The sequence below is a fragment of the Nocardia sp. CA-135398 genome (assembly GCF_050955845.1).
Classification (GTDB): Bacteria; Actinomycetota; Actinomycetes; order Mycobacteriales; family Mycobacteriaceae; genus Nocardia.
Genome location: NZ_CP192084.1, coordinates 7,407,301 through 7,428,081, shown reverse-complemented (window position 1 = coordinate 7,428,081; position 20,781 = coordinate 7,407,301). Strand labels below are relative to the sequence as shown.

Annotated in this window: 17 protein-coding genes, 1 tRNA gene and 2 pseudogenes; 13 read left to right on the top strand and 7 right to left on the bottom strand. The window is 65.9% G+C overall.

Annotation, left to right across the window (positions count from 1 at the left end):
• Positions 1 to 59 precede the first annotated feature (59 nt).
• The 4 genes and pseudogenes from ACQP1T_RS32990 to ACQP1T_RS32975 all read left to right on the top strand — a co-directional run bounded on the left by ACQP1T_RS32990 (position 60) and on the right by ACQP1T_RS32975 (position 3,640).
• On the top strand, positions 60 to 761 hold the full coding sequence (locus ACQP1T_RS32990) for a hypothetical protein (RefSeq protein ID WP_433756928.1): 702 nt from the start codon (positions 60 to 62) through the stop codon (positions 759 to 761).
• Positions 762 to 807: 46 nt separating this feature from the next.
• Positions 808 to 1,689, top strand: coding sequence for an aminoglycoside phosphotransferase family protein (locus tag ACQP1T_RS32985; RefSeq protein ID WP_433756927.1), 882 nt, complete (start codon positions 808 to 810; stop codon positions 1,687 to 1,689).
• 281 nt (positions 1,690 to 1,970) lie between these two features.
• Positions 1,971 to 2,402: pseudogene (locus ACQP1T_RS32980) on the top strand (cytochrome P450); the annotation flags it as partial.
• Positions 2,403 to 2,614: 212 nt separating this feature from the next.
• A complete protein-coding gene (locus ACQP1T_RS32975; protein WP_433756926.1) occupies positions 2,615 to 3,640 on the top strand; it encodes a DUF418 domain-containing protein in 1,026 nt (341 codons plus the stop codon).
• Between the two features lie 34 nt (positions 3,641 to 3,674).
• Here ACQP1T_RS32975 and ACQP1T_RS32970 read toward each other — a convergent pair whose 3' ends face one another.
• Positions 3,675 to 3,866, bottom strand: a complete 192-nt coding sequence (locus tag ACQP1T_RS32970; RefSeq protein WP_062990687.1) for a heavy-metal-associated domain-containing protein — start codon at positions 3,864 to 3,866, stop codon at positions 3,675 to 3,677.
• Between the two features lie 142 nt (positions 3,867 to 4,008).
• On the opposite strand from ACQP1T_RS32970, the gene ACQP1T_RS32965 reads away from it, so the two are divergent.
• Both ACQP1T_RS32965 and ACQP1T_RS32960 read left to right on the top strand, forming a co-directional pair.
• Entirely contained in the window at positions 4,009 to 4,503 is a 495-nt protein-coding gene (locus ACQP1T_RS32965; protein ID WP_433756925.1) for a hypothetical protein, read from the top strand.
• Between the two features lie 11 nt (positions 4,504 to 4,514).
• The gene (locus ACQP1T_RS32960) at positions 4,515 to 4,670 is read left to right on the top strand and encodes a DUF6131 family protein (protein ID WP_169811366.1); all 156 of its coding nucleotides are present in this window, start codon (positions 4,515 to 4,517) and stop codon (positions 4,668 to 4,670) included.
• A gap of 50 nt (positions 4,671 to 4,720) precedes the next feature.
• On the opposite strand, the gene ACQP1T_RS32955 is transcribed toward ACQP1T_RS32960, so the two are convergent.
• Positions 4,721 to 5,443 (bottom strand): VIT1/CCC1 transporter family protein, encoded by a 723-nt coding sequence (locus ACQP1T_RS32955; protein WP_433756924.1) that lies wholly within the window; start codon positions 5,441 to 5,443, stop codon positions 4,721 to 4,723.
• Positions 5,444 to 5,653: 210 nt separating this feature from the next.
• On the opposite strand from ACQP1T_RS32955, the gene ACQP1T_RS32950 reads away from it, so the two are divergent.
• Positions 5,654 to 5,884, top strand: a complete 231-nt coding sequence (locus ACQP1T_RS32950; RefSeq protein ID WP_433756923.1) for a sigma factor — start codon at positions 5,654 to 5,656, stop codon at positions 5,882 to 5,884.
• 57 nt (positions 5,885 to 5,941) lie between these two features.
• Here ACQP1T_RS32950 and ACQP1T_RS32945 read toward each other — a convergent pair whose 3' ends face one another.
• Together ACQP1T_RS32945 and ACQP1T_RS32940 are read right to left on the bottom strand one after the other, a co-directional pair.
• Complete coding sequence (locus tag ACQP1T_RS32945) at positions 5,942 to 6,646, bottom strand: flavodoxin family protein (RefSeq protein WP_433756922.1); 705 nt, start codon at positions 6,644 to 6,646, stop codon at positions 5,942 to 5,944.
• 391 nt (positions 6,647 to 7,037) lie between these two features.
• On the bottom strand, positions 7,038 to 9,923 hold the full coding sequence (locus ACQP1T_RS32940; protein ID WP_433756921.1) for a BTAD domain-containing putative transcriptional regulator: 2,886 nt from the start codon (positions 9,921 to 9,923) through the stop codon (positions 7,038 to 7,040).
• Positions 9,924 to 10,229: 306 nt separating this feature from the next.
• Here ACQP1T_RS32940 and bla point away from each other — a divergent pair, with 306 nt between their 5' ends.
• On the top strand, positions 10,230 to 11,129 hold the full coding sequence (bla, locus tag ACQP1T_RS32935; protein ID WP_433756920.1) for a class A beta-lactamase: 900 nt from the start codon (positions 10,230 to 10,232) through the stop codon (positions 11,127 to 11,129).
• On the opposite strand, the gene ACQP1T_RS32930 is transcribed toward bla, so the two are convergent.
• A complete protein-coding gene (locus ACQP1T_RS32930) occupies positions 11,118 to 12,140 on the bottom strand; it encodes an AraC family transcriptional regulator (RefSeq protein WP_433756919.1) in 1,023 nt (340 codons plus the stop codon). The two genes, bla and ACQP1T_RS32930, sit on opposite strands and share 12 nt — an antisense overlap.
• A gap of 96 nt (positions 12,141 to 12,236) precedes the next feature.
• On the opposite strand from ACQP1T_RS32930, the gene ACQP1T_RS32925 reads away from it, so the two are divergent.
• The gene (locus ACQP1T_RS32925) at positions 12,237 to 13,766 is read left to right on the top strand and encodes a flavin-containing monooxygenase (protein ID WP_433762454.1); all 1,530 of its coding nucleotides are present in this window, start codon (positions 12,237 to 12,239) and stop codon (positions 13,764 to 13,766) included.
• 73 nt (positions 13,767 to 13,839) lie between these two features.
• Here ACQP1T_RS32925 and ACQP1T_RS32920 read toward each other — a convergent pair whose 3' ends face one another.
• Positions 13,840 to 15,048 (bottom strand): FAD-dependent oxidoreductase, encoded by a 1,209-nt coding sequence (locus ACQP1T_RS32920; protein ID WP_433756918.1) that lies wholly within the window; start codon positions 15,046 to 15,048, stop codon positions 13,840 to 13,842.
• Positions 15,049 to 15,128: 80 nt separating this feature from the next.
• On the opposite strand from ACQP1T_RS32920, the gene ACQP1T_RS32915 reads away from it, so the two are divergent.
• Positions 15,129 to 15,596 carry a MarR family winged helix-turn-helix transcriptional regulator gene (locus tag ACQP1T_RS32915; protein ID WP_433756917.1) on the top strand — a complete coding sequence of 156 codons (468 nt, stop codon included), beginning with the start codon at positions 15,129 to 15,131 and terminating at the stop codon, positions 15,594 to 15,596.
• 50 nt (positions 15,597 to 15,646) lie between these two features.
• Complete coding sequence (locus ACQP1T_RS32910; protein WP_433756916.1) at positions 15,647 to 16,363, top strand: hypothetical protein; 717 nt, start codon at positions 15,647 to 15,649, stop codon at positions 16,361 to 16,363.
• 1 nt (position 16,364) lies between these two features.
• Here ACQP1T_RS32910 and ACQP1T_RS32905 read toward each other — a convergent pair whose 3' ends face one another.
• Positions 16,365 to 16,778: a VOC family protein gene (locus tag ACQP1T_RS32905; RefSeq protein WP_433756915.1), complete on the bottom strand. Its 414-nt coding sequence runs from the start codon at positions 16,776 to 16,778 to the stop codon at positions 16,365 to 16,367.
• A gap of 101 nt (positions 16,779 to 16,879) precedes the next feature.
• Here ACQP1T_RS32905 and ACQP1T_RS32900 point away from each other — a divergent pair.
• Positions 16,880 to 16,953 (top strand) — tRNA-Met (locus ACQP1T_RS32900).
• 819 nt (positions 16,954 to 17,772) lie between these two features.
• Positions 17,773 to 20,730, top strand: a pseudogene (locus tag ACQP1T_RS32895) (type I polyketide synthase); the annotation flags it as partial.
• Positions 20,731 to 20,781: the final 51 nt, after the last annotated feature.

Here is a 20,781-nt window from a genome sequence, read left to right as displayed (position 1 = left end):
GTAGCCTGCCAGCAGAGCTTTTCGTGAAGGTAGTCCCTACTCGGAACGAAGGCGGTGCGATGGTGGAATCCGGTGTCGGCACAACACCCGGCGGTGATCGCGGAACCGATAACGGGCGCGGCGTAGTCATCGCGGCCGTCATCGCCGCCGCGCTCGCACTCGTGGTTTCGATCGCGCTGCTGATGCGATCGAATCAGGATGCGAAGAACGACGCACCGCCATCGGCCACGTCGAGCGGCAACGCCAGCACCGCTCGTCCCGCACCACCGCTCGTGCCGCCGTCGAACCGCGGGAAAACCTCCGGGGCGCAACCGGCGCGCAAGCCCGGCGACGATTGCTCGCACGAAGGGATCGTCGCCCAGTGGGATATGCGCAATGGCCTGTGGGTCTGCGCGCCGCGGGAACCGGCGCGCAATCAGCACCAGGTCGGCGACGATTGCTCGCACGACGGGATCGTCGCGCAATGGGGCCAGTCACCCGATGGTGCTTGGAACTGCATACCGCAAGGTCAGGGCGTTGCGGAAGCGCCGCCGGTGCCGCAGAATCCGGTGCCTCGGTCGGTTCCGGTCCCGGAGAATCCGAACCCCAATCCGGTCCCGCAGAATCCGAACCCCAATCCGGTCCCGGAGAATCCCAACCCCAACACGGTCCCCGAGAATCCCAACCCTGTCCCCGAGAATCCGCACCCCAATCCACCTCCGCAGAATCCCATCATCATCCCGGGCCTGCCCCCGCTGCCACCGCTTCCCGGGCTGCCATAGCCGACCGACGATGAAATTCGTTCGACACGGCTGAGATGCTCGATCGGTGATCGTTGTCCCCGAATTCTTCGCCGAGCGTCTGGTCAAGATGGAGCCCGCGGCTCGGGCTTGGCTGAGCGGTCTGCCCGAACTCGCGGCTCGATACGCCGAGCGCTGGGAGCTTCGGTTCGAGGGCGCACCCATGCATGGTTATGGCGGCTTGGTGCTGCCCGCCGTGCGCGCGGATGGCAGTCGGGTCGTGCTCAAACTCGGCTATCTCACTCCGGAGACCCGCGACGAACCGGTCGCCCTGACCGCCTGGGCGGGCAATGGCGCGGTGCGGTTGCTCGACAGCGATGCAGAGCACGGCGCGCTCCTGCTGGAACGACTCGATCCCACCCGGTCATTGGACCTCGAGCCCATCGACGATGCGGTTCGGATCATCTCCGTCCTGCTGCGTCGGCTCGCCATCCCCGCTCCGCCCGGCATTTCTCGTGACTTGCGCGCCGAGGCCGAGCGCCTGGTGGAGGAGTTGCCGAAGGACTGGCAGCGCCTCGGCGCTCCTTTCCCACGCAAGATGCTCGATGCGGCCGTCGACGTCTGCGCTCAGCTCGGCCCGAGCGCGAACCGCCTGCTGGTGAATGAGGATCTGCACTACGAGAATGTCCTCGGCGGCACCCGCGAACCGTGGCTGGTCATTGATCCGCAGGCGCTGGCGGGCGACCTCGAATTCACCACGCTGTCGCTGCTGTGGAACCGGCGCACCGAATCCGCCCTCGACGATCGCTTTGCCGCCGTCGTCGAGATCGCCGGGCTGGATCCGGATCGCGCCCGCGCCTGGACCCTGGTCCGTGCCGTGCAGAACTGGCTCTGGTTCGTCGAAGACGAGGACACCGAAGACTTCGGCTGGCCCGCCGTCCAGGCCATTGTCCCGTGGGCCATGCGCTGATCCTCCCGGCCATGCGAAAGAAACGACTGCACGCCACCCGCCCCGCCGACGCGCCTTGGCGAAATCGCTTGCGCGCCAGGCCGACAGAGACCAGGCCGCCCAACTTCACCGCTCGCCGGTCCCCCCGTCGGCGCTACTGGTGAACCATGCGATTGCTGGTGTTCCCAGCAGGGCAGACCGCCGATGAGGACGGTCAGCTCATGAGCATCGAGAAGGCGGACAGGACATAGCAGTTCGACTGCTTGTGTTCGCACCCAGCACGCGCGTGCGGACTATCGGCTCCTGCGCTCCAGGCCCAGCTCCGTGCCGAACCCGATCTGCTCGGCACGTTCCTCGAAGAGGCCCTGCGCCTGGAGTCCCCGTTCCGCGCCCACCACCGCCACGTCGTCCGCGATACCACCCTCGGCGGCACGGATCTCCGCGCGGGTAGCCACCTTCTTCTGTGGTCCGCCGCCAACCGCGATCCCGCAATCTTTGCCGCCCCCAGCGAAATCCGCCTCGACCGACCGGCTCAGCGCAATCACCTGGCGTTCGGCAAGGGCATCCACTTCTGTGTCGGAGCGGGTTTGGCGCGGCTGGAAGCCCGTGTAGCTCTGCACACCCTCCTGACCCGCAGCACGTCGTTCTGCCTGTCGTCGAATCCCGGTGCGGCCCAATGGATCCCCAGTATATTCGTGCGCCGCCACCGCCACCTGGACCTCACCATCGCCTGACCGACCAGGCACGCGGTCTTTGTCTCGGCGGGAATTCGGGAGGATCGAATTGCGATAGCCGCCGGATCCCGAGCCGCCGCATGGCGGGTTGCCGATCTCGCGGTGCGACTACCTGTCTTCGACGCCGTGGCCGTCGCGATCCGGGCTGAGCCGCGAACCCGATGTGCATGTCACGAGCCGGGATTCGGGATGAGGCTCGATAGCGTAAGGGCATGAATCCTGTCGGTGTGCGACCGCGCATCCACGAACTCGACGCGGTGCGTGGTTTCGCGCTGTGCGGGATTCTTGTGGTCGATATCTGGCAGCTCACCGATATGCGCGCGACCATCGGGGCAGGCATCGTGGATCCGGTGCGGCATATGCTGTCCGTGCTGGTCGAGGGGCGGTTCTTCCCGATCTTCTCGTTCCTGTTCGGGCTGAGCTTTTCGCTGTTCCTGGATCGCGCCGCGGAGCGCAGCGACCGTCCGAGGCAGGTACTTGGGCGTCGGCTCGTCGCACTCGGCGTGCTCGGCCTGATTCACCATGTGTTCCAGCCGGGTGAGGCGTTGCTGCCGTATGCGATCGTCGGGTTGGTCGTTTTGCTGCCTGCCGCTGGGCTGGCGCGCTGGATGTTATTGCTCGCCGGGCTGGTTGCCACGATCGGGGTTCCGGTCACGATCGGCGGTGGGCTCGGGTTGGTGCCGGGTCTGTTCCTGCTCGGCCTGGCGGCCGATCGTTTCGGCCTCGTCGACAACCTGCGCGATCACGGCTGGCGGATCGCGGTGGTCTTCGTGCTGGCCGTGCCCGCGGCGGTGGCCGCCGGGGTATGGGAGTACCGCACGCCGTATATCGATCTGTGGACCGGCAGCGCGGCTCCGGTGGCCGGATTGCTCGGTGCGCTCGCCTATTTCACCGGATTCCTGCTGTTCCTGCGCACCGAGACGGGTGAGGTATTCGCGGAGGTGCTCGAGCCGATGGGGCGGATGGCGCTGACCAATTACATCTCGGCAACCGGACTCGTCCTGGCCGCCGACCCGTGGCTCGGTCTCTCCGATTCCAATCGCTACGGCGCGGTGCTCGGCTTGGCGGCCGGAATCATCGCGGTGCAGGCGGTGTGGAGTTACTGCTGGTTGCGCTGGTTCCGCTACGGCCCGCTGGAATGGGTGTGGCGGTGTGTGACCTGGTGGCGGCTGGTGCCCAACCTTCGCACGCGAGAGGAACGCCGGGACCTCACAGTGCGGTATGGGCGCGGACGCTAGGTGATATCGGACGGCGGTGCGTCCGCGCGGGCGGCTACTTCGCGCCGACGCCCGCCGAGCGGATCGCGTCGAGTACCTCACCATAGGAAAGGGTGGAATTGACGGTGATGGTTTCCGAGGTGCGGTCGACATCGACCGATTGCACACCGCCGAGGTTGTAGAGCGCGCGTTCGGCGACGACGGCGCGCTCGTCCGAGTAATCGGTCATATCAAAGGTATAGGTCATCACGACCTCCTGGTAGGTGACTGTCTTCGGTTCGGCACATAGCCGAATCGGCGGTTTTCAAACGCCGCGCCGCCGAGGTGTTTGATTTCGGAATTACCGGGCATAGCCAGAAGGTAATATCAACCAGCGCAACGGGATTGTCATGATCATTATCATCGGGCTCGTCGTTCTCATCGGCGCGGTAATTATCGGCGTTGCCGGTGTGGCGGCCAATACGGGCGAAGTTCGTACGTCACCGGGCGATTTCGGAGTATTCGACTATCACTTCAGCGTCTCCGCGGGGGAACTTTTCCTCTACGGGATCGCGATCGGGGCGATCGGGATGCTCGGCTTGAGCCTGCTGCTCGCGGGCCTCTGGCGTAGTTCCCGTCGCAGCAGCGCCGCACGGCGCGATCTGCGGCAGTCGCGCCGGGAGTTGGCGGCACAGGAAAAGGCGGCCAAGGCCGATCAGCGTCGAAGCACGCCACCGGCGGCGGAAGCACCGCCCGCCACGAAACCACCCGCGACCGATCCCGCGCAGGTCACCCCGCCGAAGGGCGGTAAGCCGGTGTGGAGCCTGAATCGGTTCATGCGCCAGCCCAGCGGGTCGGCGCCGGTCGAAACATCCGGCCGCACAACGGTCAAGACGACCAAGTAAAGGAAAGAACGATGATCGTCCTCGGCTTGATACTGCTCATTGTCGGATATCTGCTCGGCATCGGTCTGCTCACCACAGCCGGAATCATTTTGTTGCTCATCGGTGCGATCCTCGCACTCGTCGGGTCGGTGGGGCGCCCGGTCGGCGGTCGGCGACACTATTACTGACGCCGCCGCGCTGAGCGAAGGACGGGCCGAGGGTTTCCTTCGGCCCGTTCTCATATCCCGGCGATATCCGCCAATTGACCGATGCCATAGGTGATCGCCATTGCCAGCGCACCACCGATCACGACCCGCAACACCGCGCGTGCGCGATTACTACCGCCGAGCCGGGCGCTGACCGACCCCGTGATCGCCAGCGCGATCAGTACCGACCCGAATGTCACCGGAATGCGAGCCGTGGTCGGCGGCAGGATGATCGCCAACAGCGGAAGCAGCGCACCCAGGGTGAACGAGACCGCCGAGGAGACGGCCGCCGCCCACGGATTGGTCAACTCACGTGGATCCAGGCCCAATTCGGCCTCGGCGTGGGCGAGGAAGGCATCGTGCGCGGTCAACTCCTCGGCCACCTTGCGCGCCGTCTCCGGTGTCAGACCCTTCGACTGATAGATATCGGCAAGTTCGGCAAGCTCGTATTCGGGTTCTTCGCTGAGTTCGGTGCGTTCCTTGGCCAATAGCGCCCGCTCGGAATCGCGCTGTGCGCTCACCGAAACGTATTCGCCGACGGCCATGGAGATCGCACCCGCGGTGAGTCCGGCGATCCCCGCGGTGAAAATGGCCGAGGCACTGGTCGTCGCCGCGGCGACACCGACAACCAGCCCCGCGGTCGACACGATGCCGTCGTTCGCCCCGAGTACGCCCGCGCGCAACCAGTTCAGCCTCGACGCCAGACCCTCGCGATGCGGTTCATGCGGGTGCGGCGAACCGGGCGTGTTGTCCATACGCCGCAGACTATGCGAAAGTCCGCAAAGTATCAGCTAGCCGAACTGCCAGCGCCACCATCGTCAGGTCGGATCGGTATGGCCGGTGATCGCGAAAACCGAACCAGCACAGGGTGACCGCCGATCAGGACGGCGGGAAGGCGTAGAGCTTCTCGGGCGTGAGCCGCACGATCAGCCGCTCGGCCTCCGGTTCCGGCGAAGGATCCGCCGATGACGCAGGCGAGCACCGCGCATATCGAATTCGATCGCCGCACCCAGCCGTATCGGCGCGAATTGCTCGCGCACTGCTACCGGATGCTCGGCTCACCCGACGACGCCGAAGACCTGGTCCAGGAGACCTATCTACGCTCTCCGGTAAACAGGCGGCGGCTATCGGGCTTTCGGACTCGCGGTGCTCACCACCACCGACCGAGCGATCACCCGCATCGCCGCCTTCGCTGACGCGAATCTGGTCACCGCATGTGGATTCCCGGCGACCATGCCCGAACCGGCTGCGCCCTAACGATGTTCGGGATTCTCGAAATCGAACCGGCAGCCCGCATCCCATTCGGAGCGCTGGTTGCCGTGCGCGGGTATCCCGCTGTTGTCCTTCAGCATCCGGGCCAAATGCAGCAGGTTCCAGGTCATGAAGGTCGTATTGCGGTTGGTGAAATCGTTTTCCGGACCGCCCGAGCCCGGATCCAGATATGACGGTCCGGGTCCGGCCTCGCCGATCCAACCGGCATCGGCCTGCGGCGGAATCGTGTAGCCGAGGTGCTGGAGGCTGTAGAGGATATTCATCGCGCAATGTTTGACGCCGTCCTCGTTACCGGTGATCAGACAGCCGCCGACCCGGCCGTAGTAGGCGTACTGGCCGCGCTCGTTGAGGATCGACGAATTGCCGTACAGTCGCTCGATCACCTGTTTGGTGACCGAACTGTTGTCACCGAGCCAGATGGGTCCGGCCAGCACCAGGATGTCGGCGTTCATCACCTGTCGCTGCAGCGCGGGCCATTCGTCGGTGGCCCAGCCGTGCTCGGTCATATCCGGCCAGACTCCGGTCGCGATGTCGTGATCGACGGCGCGGATATGCGAAACCTGGACGCCGTTCTTCGCCATGATCTGGGCGCTGACATCGATCAGGCCCTGTGTGTTGCTCGTCTCGGGGGAGCGCTTGAGCGTGCAGTTGATATACAGCGCCCGAAGGTCGTCGAAGGTTGTCATCTCCGAAGTGTGTGCTGGTCCGGGGGCCGCGACAAGGAGTTGGGCCGGCATGTCACGGACTCGTCAGACCTGCGTTTGCGACTCGGGGTTCTTTCAGATAGTCGATGAACCGGGCGCACCGGCAACCGGTGCTGCCGGGGCGACCACGGCGTGCGCGGACTGCGTGGACCGGACCCGGCGGGCCCGCAGCCGCTGTCGATGCGACGTCCGCGATCGGGTGAACCTATCGATCAGGAGAACCGCGGTCGGACATGTCGATACGACTTGTGTACCCCTCGTACACAAGTCGGTATACAGCGCGCCAGCACGGTGACACCCACGACGGCGATCGCATCGACCCAGAGAATTCCAGGCAACCATCAGTGCCCGATAAACGTTGGATAAACGCCGCCTAATCCGCGATATCGGCGCTCGGCGCGGCACTGAACAGCCGGTCGATGGTGGGTGGCGCCAGACCCGCGCGTCGGAAGATTTCGGCCGCCTCGCCGAACTCCGTCGCGGCCGGACCGGTGCGTCCCTGTGCGGCCAACGCGCTCGCGTGCAGTGCCAGCGCACGCGCCCGATCGATCGGGTCGGCCGCCTTGGTGAGCAACCGAACCGCTCGTGCGGCTTGGCTTTCCGCATCCGCCACATTGCCCGCGCGCAGTTGGATCTGCGCCAATCTGGTTCGCGCCCAACCCTCCCAGAGTCGAACCCCATTGCGCTGCGCGATCCTTACGGCATCGTGGCCGAGCTCGAGTGCCCGCTCGTGTTCGTCACGCATCGATAGCGTGGCCGCCAATTCGTGGGTCGCCCAACCGAGTGCCACCGGATTCGACGACGCCCGCGCCAACGCGATGGCCCGACCCGCGATATCGACCGCCTCGTCGTATCGCCCTGCCTCACAATAGGTTCGGATGACCAAGGCCAGACACCAGGCCTGCATCGACCGGTCGCCGAGTTCACTGGCGAAGCGCATCGCATTCTCGAAATGCCGACGTGAGGTTTCGACCTCGCCGAGTCGTCGATCGGCGATGCCGAGCAGGACCTCCGAGAGCACCGCGATCCGGCGATCGACGTCGTCCGTTGGTGGATCGGCCCCGGCGTCGAGATACTTCAGACTCGCCTCGACCTCGCCGAGCCCGACCTGCAGCAGCGCCCCGAGGGCGACCCGGATGCGGCGTTCGCTCGCGTGCGATTCGAGAATCGCGGTGTCCAGCAGGGCCGTCAGAGCTTCGGACAGTTCCCTGGCGCGGGTGCCCGCGTCCATCAGTTCGGCCATCACCCAGGCCAGATCCGCCGCCACCTGCAGTGCGCGGCCACCGACCCGGGCGGCCTGCCGGTGCAGCGCGATCACGACCGGCCGTTCGATGTCGTTCCAAACCTGTCCCTCGGCGCCGTTGGCGAACCGCCGCCCCGGCACCGTGGTCGGGATCAACAGGCGCGTGGTGTTGCTGTAGTCGATGGCGCTCAACAGGTTCTTCGCACCCGCGAGGTAGTAGTCGAGCAGCCGGACCAGCACCGCCGACTCGTCCTCGTCGGCGACGCTCTGGGCGAACAAGCGCAGCAGATCGTGGAATCGGTAGCGGCCGGGCACCGTGGTCTCGAGCAGGCTCAGATCGACCAGTGATTCACAGATTCGCTCGGCCTCGGATTCCGCGATGCCGAGCACCGCGGCCACGCCGTCTACCGGCAGATCCGGGAAGTCGACGAGTGCGAGTGTGCGAAATGCCTTGGCCTGCTGTTCATTCAGCTGTCCATAGCCCAGCCGGAATGCGGCCTCGACGCCGAGTTCGCCGGTTTCCAGCACCGCCAGCCGACCCTTCTCGTCGGCCAGTCGCGCCGCGAACGATCCGATCGTCCACTGCGGCCGCACCGCAAGTCGAGCTCCGACAATGCGTACCGCCAACGGCAGGCATCCGCACAGCGCGACGACCTGCCGTGCCGCGCCTTCCTCGGCCGCGACGCGTTCCGGGCCGAGGATGCGGATCAGCAGTGCCATGGCCTCGTCGCGCTCCAGCACGTCGAGGCGGGTGCGGCGTACGGCGGGCATCTCGGTCAGCGCCGAACGACTGGTGATCAGCACCGCGGTGCCTGGCGTGCCCGCGAGCAGCGGCGTCAATTGCGCACTGTCACGGGCATTGTCGAGCACGATCAGCATGCGCTTACCGGATAGGCGGGTGCGCAGTTCGGCAGCGCGATCGTCGACGGCGCCCGGAATCTCGCCCTCCGCGATGCCGAGTGCGCGCAGGAATCCGCCGAGCGCGTCGCCGGGTGAGGTCGGCACCGGATCGACGCCGCGCAGGTTCACATACAGCTGTCCGTCCGGGAAGCGATCGCGCACGTGGTGAGCCACATGCAGGGCCAATGTGGTCTTGCCGACACCGCCCATGCCGCCGACCGCGCAGATGGCGACCGCACTGCCGCCGCCGGTCAATTGCTCGGCAATGCGCTGCACGAGTTGTTCACGGCCGGTGAAATCGGCGATATCCGGCGGCAATTGCGCGGGCACGACCGGCTCCGGGCCGTAGCCGTTCTGTCGCGGTGTCGGCATTTCGGCGCGCAGGATGCGTTCGTGCATCGCGGTCAGCTCCGGACCGGGTTCGACGCCGATTCCGTCCACCAGATCGCGGCGGGCCCGCGCGAACACTTCCAACGCTTCGGCTTGGCGGCCGCAGTGATACAGCGCGGCCATGAGCAGCGCGCGGAACCGTTCGCGCAATGGATGCTCATCGATCAGCGGACCCAGTTCGCCGACCGCGTCGGCGGCGCGGCCGACCTCGATATCGAGGGCCAGCCGGTCCTCGAGAATCGCCAGGTGCCACTGTTCGAGGCGGGTGCGGTGGCGTTCGGCGAACGGTCCGGCCAATCCGCTCAGCGCGGGACCACGCCAGCGGGCGAGTGCGTCGACCAATGCCGCGCGTGCCGCGTCCGGTGACTCGCCGCGCACCCGTTCGGCCGTGGCCACCAGTGCCTCGACCTCTTCGATATCGGTCGAGCCCGGCGGGATCCGCAATGCGTAACCGTCACCGACCGAGACCAGCACCGTCGACGGTGCGCGCGAAATCCGATCCGGTTCCAGCACCCGCCGCAATTGCGCGACATGGGTGCGCAGCGCGGCGATGGCGCGCGGCACCGGATCCTCGCCCCAGATCCCCTCCACCAATTCCGCTGCGGTGACCGACTTTCCGGCACGCAGCAACAGCGCGGCCAGTACCGCGCGACGTTGCGGAGGTCCCAATTCGAGCGGCGTCTCCCCACGCCACCCGCAGACCTCGCCCAAAACGGAAAACTGCACTGACCCGACCTCCCGGACCCGGGAGCTTACGCGCGCATCCGCCGAACGGCTCGTTCATTCCTTGACTATCCGGCGTTCATCGATCGCTGCTAGCGCGGTTGCGGCCCGACCGGACCGCCGATGCCTTCCGGGCGCTGGCCGAACGGACACTGCGTGTAAGGCGGTGCCGCGGGTGACCGGTACCTGATTTTCGGTGCCGCCGAGCCCACTGTTGGTGCGCTACGCTGCGGCGATATCGGTTCCGATATCGGCTTTCGGCCACGTCGGTCTTGGACAGGCGGATCTGCATTGTGCTGTCGTGTCGCCATGACAAAGATCGGTAGACGCGGGGCTCGTATCGGGCTCTTTCTGGTGACAGCGGTGCTGCTCGGCGCATGTGGGACCGAGTCGAAGAATCCGGACCCGGCACCGAACCCGGTGGGCCAGTTGGCCGGTATCGAGCAGCAGCATCAGGCCAGGCTCGGCGTCTTCGCCGTCGATACCGGTTCGGGAAAGACCGTCGGCTTTCGTCAGGACGAGCGGTTCGCGATGATGTCGACATTCAAGACACTCGCGTGCGCCGCGCTACTGCGCGAACATCCCCTCGCCACAGGGTATTTCGATCAGATCATTCATTTCACCGAGGCGGATGTGGCGGCCGCGGGTGGTTCGGCGGTCACCGGCACCCGGATCGATAGCGGTATGTCGGTGACGGAACTGTGCGATGCGGCCATTACCCGCAGCGATAATGCCGCGGGCAATGAGCTGCTGAAACTTCTCGGCGGACCGCAGGCGCTGACGCAGTTCCTGCGGTCCATCGGCGATCAGATCTCCCGACTGGACCGCTGGGAGCCGCAGCTCAATACCGCCATCCCCGGCGACGAGCGGGATACCACAACGCCCGCGGCGATCGCGGCGGACTATCGGGCGCTGACGGTCGGCGACGCACTCGCCGCGCCGGAGCGAGCGCAGCTTACGGCGTGGCTGATCGCCACCACCACCGGCGGTACTCGCATTCGCGCTGGTCTGCCCAGTGATTGGCGGACCGGCGACAAGACCGGAACCGGCGACTACGGCTCGGCCGACGATGTCGCCGTCACCTGGCCCGCCGCCAGCGCCGCGCCGATCGTGATCGCGGTACTGACCACCCACGCCAGCCCAGATGCCAAGGCGGACAACGCATTGGTCGCCGAGGCAGCGAAAGAGGCGGTTGGCCTATTGCGGTAGCCGGTGCTGCACGCCTTCCCGGCGAATGGCGGTAGGTGTTGTGCCCCACCACCTTCGGCAGCATCGGGTGAAGGTGGCCTGTTCGGACAGTCCGATCAGTGAGGCGACCTGACTCATCGGCATATCGGTGGTGGTCAGGTAGCGGCGGGTCTCGTCGCGCCGGACGGTATCCAGGATGGCGGCGAAGGAGGTGTCCTCGGCGGCGAGGCGACGTTGCAGGGTGCGCGGATGGATTGTCAAAAGCCTTGCCACGGCGGTGATCTCCGGCGGGGAAGTTCCCAGTAATTGTTGTACGGCGGCACGGACCTTGGGTGCGATGGCGGCATCCGCGCCGCCGGACTGTTCGGCCAGGAATGCCATGGCCAACCGATGCAGATTCTCGTCGCCGCCGCTCAGCGGCCGGTTCGCCAGGCTGATCGGCACGCGCAACGCCGCCGCGGCACGCTCGATCCGCACGGGTGCGCCGAAGAACTCCTCATAGATCCGGATCGGCGCGGCCGGTCGATACGGCAGTTCGACCGAGCGCAGTCCGTAGCGCACGTCTACCAGCCGTTGAAATGTGCGGTGCACGAAGGCGAGTCCGAGATCGGTGCCCTGGACCGGTGTCGGCCCGCCGGGCTGGACGCCATAGCGCAAGGCGGTCACGCTGCGATCGCCATACGGGTCGGGTTCGAGCGTCAGGCTGAGCGACCGGGCGTGTAGGAACAGGTAGCGCGAGCAGCATTCGAGGGCATCGGCGAGGGTCGGCGAGTTCCGGATGGCCAGGGCCAGCGGGCCGAGCATATCCAGATCTTGTCGGTGCGAAATGCGCAGGCCGAGGTCGGGGCATTCGAGCCGCTGCGCGGCCAGCTCCAGCGCCGCGGCGACCGCCTGATCCGGCACCAGCAGATCGTCGGCATCGAGGGCGGCGATCGGCAGCCCGACGGCCGTGGCGAACTCCTCGGCGTTCCCGCCCAGCTCGGCCACCGTCGCGCGAAATCCGCGCAATCCCGCGGACCGAATCACCGACATGTCGCTCAGAATCAAATACTTGTCGCGCAAAGTCAAGAATTGGGTCGACTGCCCTCGCAGACTGGGACTATGCAGGCAGCGTCGCGCAGCGATTCGATGAAGGGTAGCGGCCCGGAGACGGGCGGCCCCGAGACCGCCGTAGTTCCGGAACACCTCGACGTCGTAATCGTCGGCGCCGGGTTGTCCGGCATCGGCGCAGCGTATCGGCTGCAGACCGAATGCCCGGGCCGAACCTATGCCGTGCTGGAGGCGCGCGAATCACTGGGTGGGACGTGGGATCTGTTCCGCTATCCGGGAATTCGCTCGGATTCGGATATGTTCACCCTCGGCTATCCGTTCAAGCCGTGGCGGGACGCGAAGTCGATCGCCGACGGTCCGTCAATCCTGCGCTACGTCGAGGAGACCGCCGCGGAATTCGGCATCGACCGGCACATCCGCTACGGCGCCAAGGTGGTCGGGGCCGACTGGTCCACCGCATCGGCGCGCTGGACACTGACCCTCGAGCAGCGCGATGGCGCCGGTAATATCACGCAACGCACGTTGACCTGCAATTTCCTCTATGCCTGCGCCGGGTACTACAACTACGACCAGGGCCACTCCCCGGAATTTCCGGGCATCGACTCCTTCGCCGGGCAGGTCGTGCATCCGCAGTTCTGGCCCGAGGATCTCGACTACGCGGGCAAGCGCGTCGTGGTCATCGGCAGTGGTGCGACGGCGGTCACGTTGGTGCCCGCGATGGCCGATCAGGCCGAGTCGGTGACGATGCTGCAGCGCTCGCCGACCTGGATCAGCGCCGTTCCCGGTCGGGACAAGCAGGCCGACAAGATCCGCGAATTGCTGCCGCCGCAGCTGGCGCACCGGGTGATCCGCACCAAGAACATCCTGTTCGGCATCGGTTTCTATCAGTACTGCCGTCGTCGTCCGGAGGCCGCGCGCAAGCTGCTCACCGGACTGACGACGCGAATCCTGAAGGATGAGAAGGCCGTTGCCGAACACTTCACACCGAAGTACGACCCGTGGGATCAGCGGCTGTGCGCCGTACCCGATGCCGATTTCTTCAAAGCGATGAAGAAGGGTAAGGCCCACGTCGTCACCGATCACATCGAAGCCTTTGTGCCCGAAGGAATTCGGCTGAAGTCCGGTCGAATTCTGCAGGCGGATATCGTGGTCACCGCCACCGGGCTGCAATTGCTCGCCTTCGGCGGTATTGCGCCGCGGGTCGATGGCGAGACGGTGAATCTGTCGGAGCAATTCGTCTGGCAGGGGGCGATGCTCACCGGTGTACCGAATTTCGCGGTCTGTATCGGGTATACGAATGCCTCATGGACGTTGCGTGCCGATCTGACCTCACGGTTGGTCTGCAAGGTCATCAACCACTTGGACCGCAATGACTATGCGGCCGTGGTGCCGAAGCCGGAGGGCAAGCTCGGCGAGCATCCGCTGCTGGATCTGGCCTCCGGCTACATTCAGCGCTCGATCGGCGACTTCCCGCGTCAAGGTGATCGGCATCCGTGGAAGGTGCGGCAGAACTACCTGCTCGACTCGGCCACGACCATGCGCACCAGTCTGCACAAGACGCTGGCTCCGACCCCGCGCTCGGCCGTCCGGCTCACGGTTACCCGCTGAGCCGCGGCTCTCGCATATCCAGTGGGGACCTCGCATACCGGGCACCCTATGCGGGGTGCTCACAGGTTGTGCGTCAGCGGGGCACCGGCTGGGGTGCCCAGTCGATTCGGTGGTCGAACATCCAGTTGAGCGGGGCGACACCGGCTTTGGCGGCTTTGCGGAGGAAGTAGGGCGTGAGTAGGCGGACCAGTAACCGAGCGAGTCCATTGGATGCCTTGTCGCTGGTGGTTTCCGCGCCATAGGCGACCACCTTCTCGACGCGCTCGCGGCGGCGGTCCTCGAAGGCGGCCAATGCCGCGGCGGTATCGGGGATATCGCGCAGGCAGATCGCCAGCGTCACGGCGTCTTCCACCGCCATGGACACGCCCTGGCCGGAGGAGGACGCCACGGCGTGCGCGGCATCACCGACAATGACCATATTGTCGTTGTGCCACTTGGTGACCGTCGGCATGTCGTACTGATTGAAGGCGGGGACGAACGTGTCATCCGGTGTGGCGGCCACGATTCGGGCGGCCGGGCCGCGATCCGCCGACAGCGATTCGACGAGCCGGGCTCGCCAGTCCACCGGCTCGACTGATGAAAGTTCCTGCGTCCGAGGCATATTGGCGAACCACCAGATCTCGCCGTCCGGTGCGACGAAATAGCCGAAGAACGCCTTCTTGCCGAAGATCATGCTGTACACGCCGGGCCGCAATCCGAGTTCGCTGTGCAGCGCCGGATCGGTGACGAATCCGCCGAGCCCGTAGATGCCGAGGAAGTGCGCCTTCGGTGCGGCGGGGTCGATGATTTCCCTGGTGCGGGAACGGATTCCATCGGCACCGATCAGTAGGTCGGCGTCCATCGTGGTGCCGTCGGCGAAGGTCGCACGGACGCCGCCTTCGGTCGATACCGCGTCCACCAGTCGCTTGTTGTACTCGAACCGCACACCGCGCCGGGTCGCCTCGGCATTCAGCGCTCGATACATATCGCGCCGCTTGATGCTGTGCGTGACGGTGCCGTCGGGCAGTGTGCCGCCGATCGGCATATCGGTGATGTGTTTGCCGCCGCTGGTCGCGAAGGACAGGGTGGCGGTCGGGTGCCCGATCTCGGTCACCACATGATGTGCGTCCAGCAGCGCCAGCGCCGACAGTCCGTTCACCGCCACGGTCAGATACGCGCCGATCTGCTCGGCTGCCGCCTCCGCGTGTGCCTCGCACACGATCGGCTCCAGCCCCGCCCGCTGCAATGCCATCGCGGTGACCGGTCCGGCGATCCCGCCGCCGATGATCAGTGCCTTCCTCATGGGTTTCTCCCGAGATCTCTCTTGGTTCTGCTGTATCTTGATTATCAAGACATATTTAGTTTGACGATCAAGAGGCTTGAATGTCAAGAGAAAAGTCGGAGCTGGCGGAACTGCGTGCCGAGGTCGGTCGGGAAGCGCAGGCACTACAGGCCGCGGTCGATGCTGTGGACCAGGCCGCCGCAACCAATCTCGGCGTCAACCGCACCGATCTGCGCTGCCTGGAAATCCTGTGGCACGGCGCATCGACCCCCGGCGCCCTCGCCGCCGAACTGGGGCTGACCAGCGGCAGCGTGACCACCATGCTGGATCGTCTCGCCAAACTCGACTACGTCGTCCGGCAACCCGAACCGGGGGATCGCCGCAAGGTCGTCATCCGCATTACCGACACCGCGATGGCCAAGGTCATGCGGATCTACGGGCCGATCGCGGAGGAGGGTGCGGGCGAGGTATCGCGCTACAGCGCCGCGGAACTGCGCATCGTCCTCGACTATCTGCGTCGCTCGCGCGAGCTGCAGCAGCGGCACCGCACCCGGATCACCGAGCTCTGAAATACCTTCCGCAGGTGGGTGCTCGCGGCGGCAGCTGACATGATCACCCCATGATCGAATTGCGTAACGCACGGTGGGCAGTGGCAATGGCGGCGGGCGCGGTGCTCGTCGCGGGCTGTGGCAGCGAGCACGACTCGGCGGAGCATGGGAAGTCCGCGGCCCCCAGCACACCTCGCGAACAGTTGGTGCTGACCCAGGAGGAATTCCCCGCGGGCACGAAGAAACTCGACCTGCCACCGGAGCAGCTGCAGTCCACGGTCGGCGACCTCACCGCAACCCAGCAGAACGCCACCTTCACCCCGGCGGAGTGTGGTTCCACGCAGCAGGATCTCGGAGCGGTGACCAAGGAACTGCTCGCGCAGTCATCCATCTCCGCGGCGACCGGTAAGTCGGGCCAAATCTTTGTCGAATTCGTTTCCGGGCGGACCGGAGATCTGCAACGGATCGCCGACGGCAACAAGCGCTGCGGTTCGGTCGAGGTGGTCGCGAGCTACGACGGTCACCAGGTCACCGCGAAGGAGCGCGTCACGGATCAGGCTGTGCCTCGAGACCTGAAGGGTACGAACGCGATCGCCTACCACGCGACGAGCACCGCGACCACGGACGCCAGCGACAAGCCACTGACCCAGAACGCATACCTGGGCTACGCCGAGGTTCGGGGCATCACGGTCGCGGTTCGCGTTGCCGCGCTGGACGATTCGCTCGACCAGGCGGCCTTCGATCAGTTCTTTGTGGCCGCGGTGCAGAAGGTGGCGAAGGCGGCTTAGCCTACTTGCGGACGATCAGTTCCAATGCGATATTGTCCGGATCCCGGAACTCGAGGATATAGCTGAACCCGATGTCCTTGATATCCTCACGCGCGACCCCGCAGGCATCCAGATGGGCTGCGGCAGCCTCCAATTCGGCCAGTGAGTTCAGCGGAAACGCGAGATGATCGAGCCCGACCCGGTTCTCGTCGAAGCTGTCGGTGCCGACCGGCCGCAACCCGATCATCCCGTGCTCCATCCGATAGATCACTCCGCCGAACAGGAACCCGAGCTGCTCGCGTGTCGCCTCATCCGCATCGGCGGGCACCTCCAGCGCAACCGGCCATCCGAACACTTTCTCGTAGAACGCCCGCGACCGATCGATATCGCAAACTGTCAGTCGCACATGGGCAATGGCACTAGTGGCAATCGGCATACCCCATGCTCGCACCCGACCCCGATTACCCGCCGGTCAACCCCCTCCCACCTGCCGTTTAGGTAAGCGCACGACCCATGCTGTAGCGTTATCCCTACCGACGCGGGGTGGAGCAGCTCGGTAGCTCGCTGGGCTCATAACCCAGAGGTCGCAGGTTCAAATCCTGTCCCCGCTACTAGGGAAATGGCCCGGAACACATTGTTCCGGGCCATTTTTCGTTCCCGGTCAGGAGTGCGTTCCGGTCGGCATCGCAAACCATCGGCTTCTTCAATATTGGATTTGTTTTTCGACTCTGGCGAACAGCGTCTGCGTGGAGGCCCCGGCCGTAGCAAATGATCAGAATGCGGACTGGTGCGCCTTCCCATATTTGGAGAGTTCACTCGGGCGAGGTCTGCTATTCCTGGTGTAGCGACGCCCCGAGGAGACCAATGTTTTACACCGCACAATCCTGGCCGAGCCGATTGGTGATCACTCCTCGATCGAGCCCGCGGCCCGTCCTCGGCTGCGGTAGCCATTGCGAAGCTACTGGTCGGTTGACAAGGCCAAGATCGTCAAATTACTGTTCAGTACGATGAATCGTGTTCTGCTGTTCGAAAATTTGAGGGATCATCGCGCTGATCCACATGGCTGTCGCATAGGTGCCGTGCATGCATCTCGCGTCAGATGTTTCGGGCACCACCCCCTCTTGTGCGCGCCCGGATCATCTGGTGTGCCCACGTAGCGCATCGGTCTTCAGCATCGTTTGCTGATCATTTGCTTTGGTGTGCCCGGCGGTACGTCATGTCCAGTCCGGGCCTAGCCTGCGCCGTCTCCTCGGGTCTCCAGGTCGCTTGCGGACGCTACGCAACATTCAGGGCTCTTCGCTGAGTCTCGTCCGCGTCGAAATCCGTTATGTCCGAAGCAGGAATCGTCTGATTCCTTTGCCACGGACAACAAACTCACTCGTCACAGTTTTACGGCGGGTCCCAGCTGCCATTGGGAAGGATGTTCAGAGGTGACCGGATCGGTGTTCGAGGTCGCTATCGTCGGCATGTCCTGCAGACTGCCTGGCGCGGCCGATCTCGACAGTTACTGGCAGCTGCTCAGCGAGGGGCGCGCCGCGATCGGCACGGCTCCCCCGGGGCGGGAGAGCATCACCGAGCGCGCCGGATTCGTCGACACCGTAGGGGAGTTCGACACGGACTTCTTCGGCGTCTCGCCCAACGAGGCGCGGGCGATCGATCCGCAACAGCTGCTGGCACTCGAGTTGAGCTGGGAGGCGCTCGAGGACGCTGGCCTGGCGGCCACGGCGCGCGAGGCCCGGCGGTGCGGTGTGTTCCTCGGCAGCACCGGAAGCGATTTCGCCGAAATCCTGGCCTCCCAGGGCGGTCCAGGCGTCAGCCGCCACTCACTATGGGGGGTCGGACGCGGCATCATCGCGAACCGCATCTCGAACTACTTCGGTTTCAGCGGCCCGAGCATCCTGGTCGACAGTGCCCAGGCATCCTCGCTGGTCGCGGTGCACCTGGCCTGTGCGAGCCTGCGCAGCGGTGAGAGCGAAATTGCCCTGGCCGGTGGCCTGAACCTGATCCTGTCGCCGACCAGCGGTGAGCGTATCGAGCAGTTCGGCGCGCAGTCGGCGCTCGGCGCCTGTTACACCTTCGACTCGCGGGCCGATGGGTTCGTGCGCGGCGAGGGCGGCGGCATGGTGGTGCTGAAACCCTTGGCGCGGGCGGTCTCCGACGGCGACCGGATCCATGCCGTCATCCGCGGCAGTGCGGTCAACACCGGCAACGAACGCCGAGTGCTGACCGCCCCGAGCCGGGATGCGCAGGCGGCGGCGATCAACTCCGCGCTGACCGCCGCGGGTGTCGAGGCACCGTCGGTGCAGTACGTCGAATTGCACGGCACCGGAACACCCGCCGGTGATCCGGTGGAAGCCGCCGCGCTCGGCGAAACCTACGGCGCGAGCCGGGCGCAGGATGCGCCGCTGGTGGTCGGATCGGTCAAAACGAATATCGGGCATCTGGAAGGCGCCGCCGGTATCGCGGGGCTCATCAAGACCGTGCTCTCGCTGACCAACCAGAAGCTGGTCCCCAGCCTCAACTACGAGACGCCGAATCCGCGAATTCCGCTCGACGACTTGGGTTTACGAGTGGTGACCGGCACCGAGAATTGGCCAGCGGCCACCGTACGCAGGGCGGGTGTGTCCTCGTTCGGCATGGGCGGCGCCAATGCCCACGTGATCGTGGAGCAGGCGCCTGCCGTCGGGGCTGCCGCGTCCGCGGCGGACGGTGTGGCCGGTGCGGTGCCGTGGGTGGTATCGGCTCGCAGCGAGGAAGGTGTGCGGGCGCAAGCAGCCAGACTGCGGGAGTGGCTGCTCCGCCATCCGGAACCGGATGTGGCCGATGTGGCCTACTCGCTGCTGGCCACCCGAGCCCAGATGGAGTGGCGCGGCAGCGTGGTCGGGCGGGATCGAGCGGAACTGCTGGCGGGCTTGGCGGCGCTGGCCGACCCGACCGCGCCCGCCGTGCCGATCGAGCCGACCACCGAGCGGGCCGAGCCGCGGCGGGTCGCGTTCGTCTTCCCTGGACAGGGCAGCCAGTGGGAGGGCATGGCGCTCGGCCTGCTGGATTCGGGTGGGGCATTCGCGGAGTCGATCGCGGAATGTGAAGCGGCACTTGCGCCGTACGTGGACTGGTCGCTGACGGCGGTGCTGCGTGGCGAAGGTGACGCGCCCCCGCTGGATCGCGTCGATGTGGTGCAGCCGGTGCTGTTCGCGGTGATGGTTTCACTGGCCCGGAAGTGGCGCGCGGCCGGCGTGGAACCGGACGTGGTGATCGGTCATTCCCAGGGCGAGATCGCCGCCGCCTACATTGCCGGTGGACTGTCACTGTCCGATGCGGCGCGTGTGGTCGCGCTCCGGTCGCGGGCGGTCGCCGATGAACTGGCCGGACAGGGCGGCATGGCCTCGATCGGACTCGGCGTGGATGCGGTCCGGGAACGATTGTCGGCATATGGGGATCGGCTGTCGCTGGCAGCGGTGAACGGGCCCGCGCAAAGTGTGATCGCCGGTGATGTCCCGGCGATGGAGGAATTTCTCGCCGCCTGCGCCAGCGACGGTGTGTGGGCCCGCCGGATCCCGGTGGATTACGCGTCACATTCGAAAGCGGTCGAGCGGCTTCGTGATCGGTTGCTCGGCGAGCTGGAGCCGATCCGCCCGCAATCCGGGACGGTCCCGTTCTTTTCCACCGTGTTCGCCGATCGGTTGGATACGGCGGAACTGGACGCCGAATACTGGTATCGGTCGTTGCGGGTTCCGGTCCGATTCGCCGAGGCCGTTACGGCGCTGATCGGGGACGGGATCACCGGATTCGTCGAGGTGAGTCCGCATCCGGTGGTCGCCATGAGCATCGGGGCAACCGCCGAGGCGGTCGGTGCGACCGAGGACGTGGCTGTTGTCGGGTCGCTGCGGCGCGGTCAGGGCGGACCGGAACGGTTCCTGGCATCGTTGGCACAGGCCCATTGCGCCGGTGTGCGGGTGGATCCGCGCGCGCTGATCTCCGGTGGGGCGCGGGTCGACCTGCCGCCATATGCGTTCCAGCGCCGTAACTTCTGGGCGCCGGTCACTGTTGGTGGCGTCACGGGGGTCACCGATGTCGTCGCGCCAACCGATGATCACATTTCCGATGCCGGTGCACAGGCCGGAGCGCGGGACGACACTCCGCTGGCGCACCTACTGCTGGACACGGCCGAATATCAGCGCGACACAGTGGTTCTCGACATTGTTCGTGCGCACGCCGCTGCCGTACTCGGCCACGAGTCGGCCCGATCGATTCACCCCGACCTGCCGTTCACCGAGTTCGGCTTCGACTCCGTCAGCGGGGTGGAGCTGCGGAACCGACTGATCCGGGCCACCGGTGTGCCGCTGCCGAAGACACTCATCTTCGACCATCCGACCGCGGGTGCGGTCGCGGCGCTGCTACGGGCACAGGTTGCCGGAACCGATCGCGGGCAGCGCCGG

What these genes read in the sequence shown, in the direction of transcription:
- ACQP1T_RS32970 (WP_062990687.1), bottom strand. Translation starts at nt 3,866, where the DNA reads ATGACCTATACCTTTGATATGACCGATTACTCGGACGAGCGCGCCGTC.
- ACQP1T_RS32960 (WP_169811366.1), top strand. Translation starts at nt 4,515, where the DNA reads ATGATCGTCCTCGGCTTGATACTGCTCATTGTCGGATATCTGCTCGGC.
- ACQP1T_RS32950 (WP_433756923.1), top strand. Translation starts at nt 5,654, where the DNA reads ATGACGCAGGCGAGCACCGCGCATATCGAATTCGATCGCCGCACCCAG.
- ACQP1T_RS32930 (WP_433756919.1), bottom strand. Translation starts at nt 12,140, where the DNA reads ATGTCGGTGATTCGGTCCGCGGGATTGCGCGGATTTCGCGCGACGGTG.
- ACQP1T_RS32915 (WP_433756917.1), top strand. Translation starts at nt 15,129, where the DNA reads ATGTCAAGAGAAAAGTCGGAGCTGGCGGAACTGCGTGCCGAGGTCGGT.
- ACQP1T_RS32955 (WP_433756924.1), bottom strand. Translation starts at nt 5,443, where the DNA reads ATGGACAACACGCCCGGTTCGCCGCACCCGCATGAACCGCATCGCGAG.
- ACQP1T_RS32945 (WP_433756922.1), bottom strand. Translation starts at nt 6,646, where the DNA reads ATGACAACCTTCGACGACCTTCGGGCGCTGTATATCAACTGCACGCTC.
- ACQP1T_RS32965 (WP_433756925.1), top strand. Translation starts at nt 4,009, where the DNA reads ATGATCATTATCATCGGGCTCGTCGTTCTCATCGGCGCGGTAATTATC.
- bla (WP_433756920.1), top strand. Translation starts at nt 10,230, where the DNA reads ATGACAAAGATCGGTAGACGCGGGGCTCGTATCGGGCTCTTTCTGGTG.
- ACQP1T_RS32925 (WP_433762454.1), top strand. Translation starts at nt 12,237, where the DNA reads ATGAAGGGTAGCGGCCCGGAGACGGGCGGCCCCGAGACCGCCGTAGTT.
- ACQP1T_RS32975 (WP_433756926.1), top strand. Translation starts at nt 2,615, where the DNA reads ATGAATCCTGTCGGTGTGCGACCGCGCATCCACGAACTCGACGCGGTG.
- ACQP1T_RS32905 (WP_433756915.1), bottom strand. Translation starts at nt 16,778, where the DNA reads ATGCCGATTGCCACTAGTGCCATTGCCCATGTGCGACTGACAGTTTGC.
- ACQP1T_RS32910 (WP_433756916.1), top strand. Translation starts at nt 15,647, where the DNA reads ATGATCGAATTGCGTAACGCACGGTGGGCAGTGGCAATGGCGGCGGGC.
- ACQP1T_RS32990 (WP_433756928.1), top strand. Translation starts at nt 60, where the DNA reads ATGGTGGAATCCGGTGTCGGCACAACACCCGGCGGTGATCGCGGAACC.
- ACQP1T_RS32920 (WP_433756918.1), bottom strand. Translation starts at nt 15,048, where the DNA reads ATGAGGAAGGCACTGATCATCGGCGGCGGGATCGCCGGACCGGTCACC.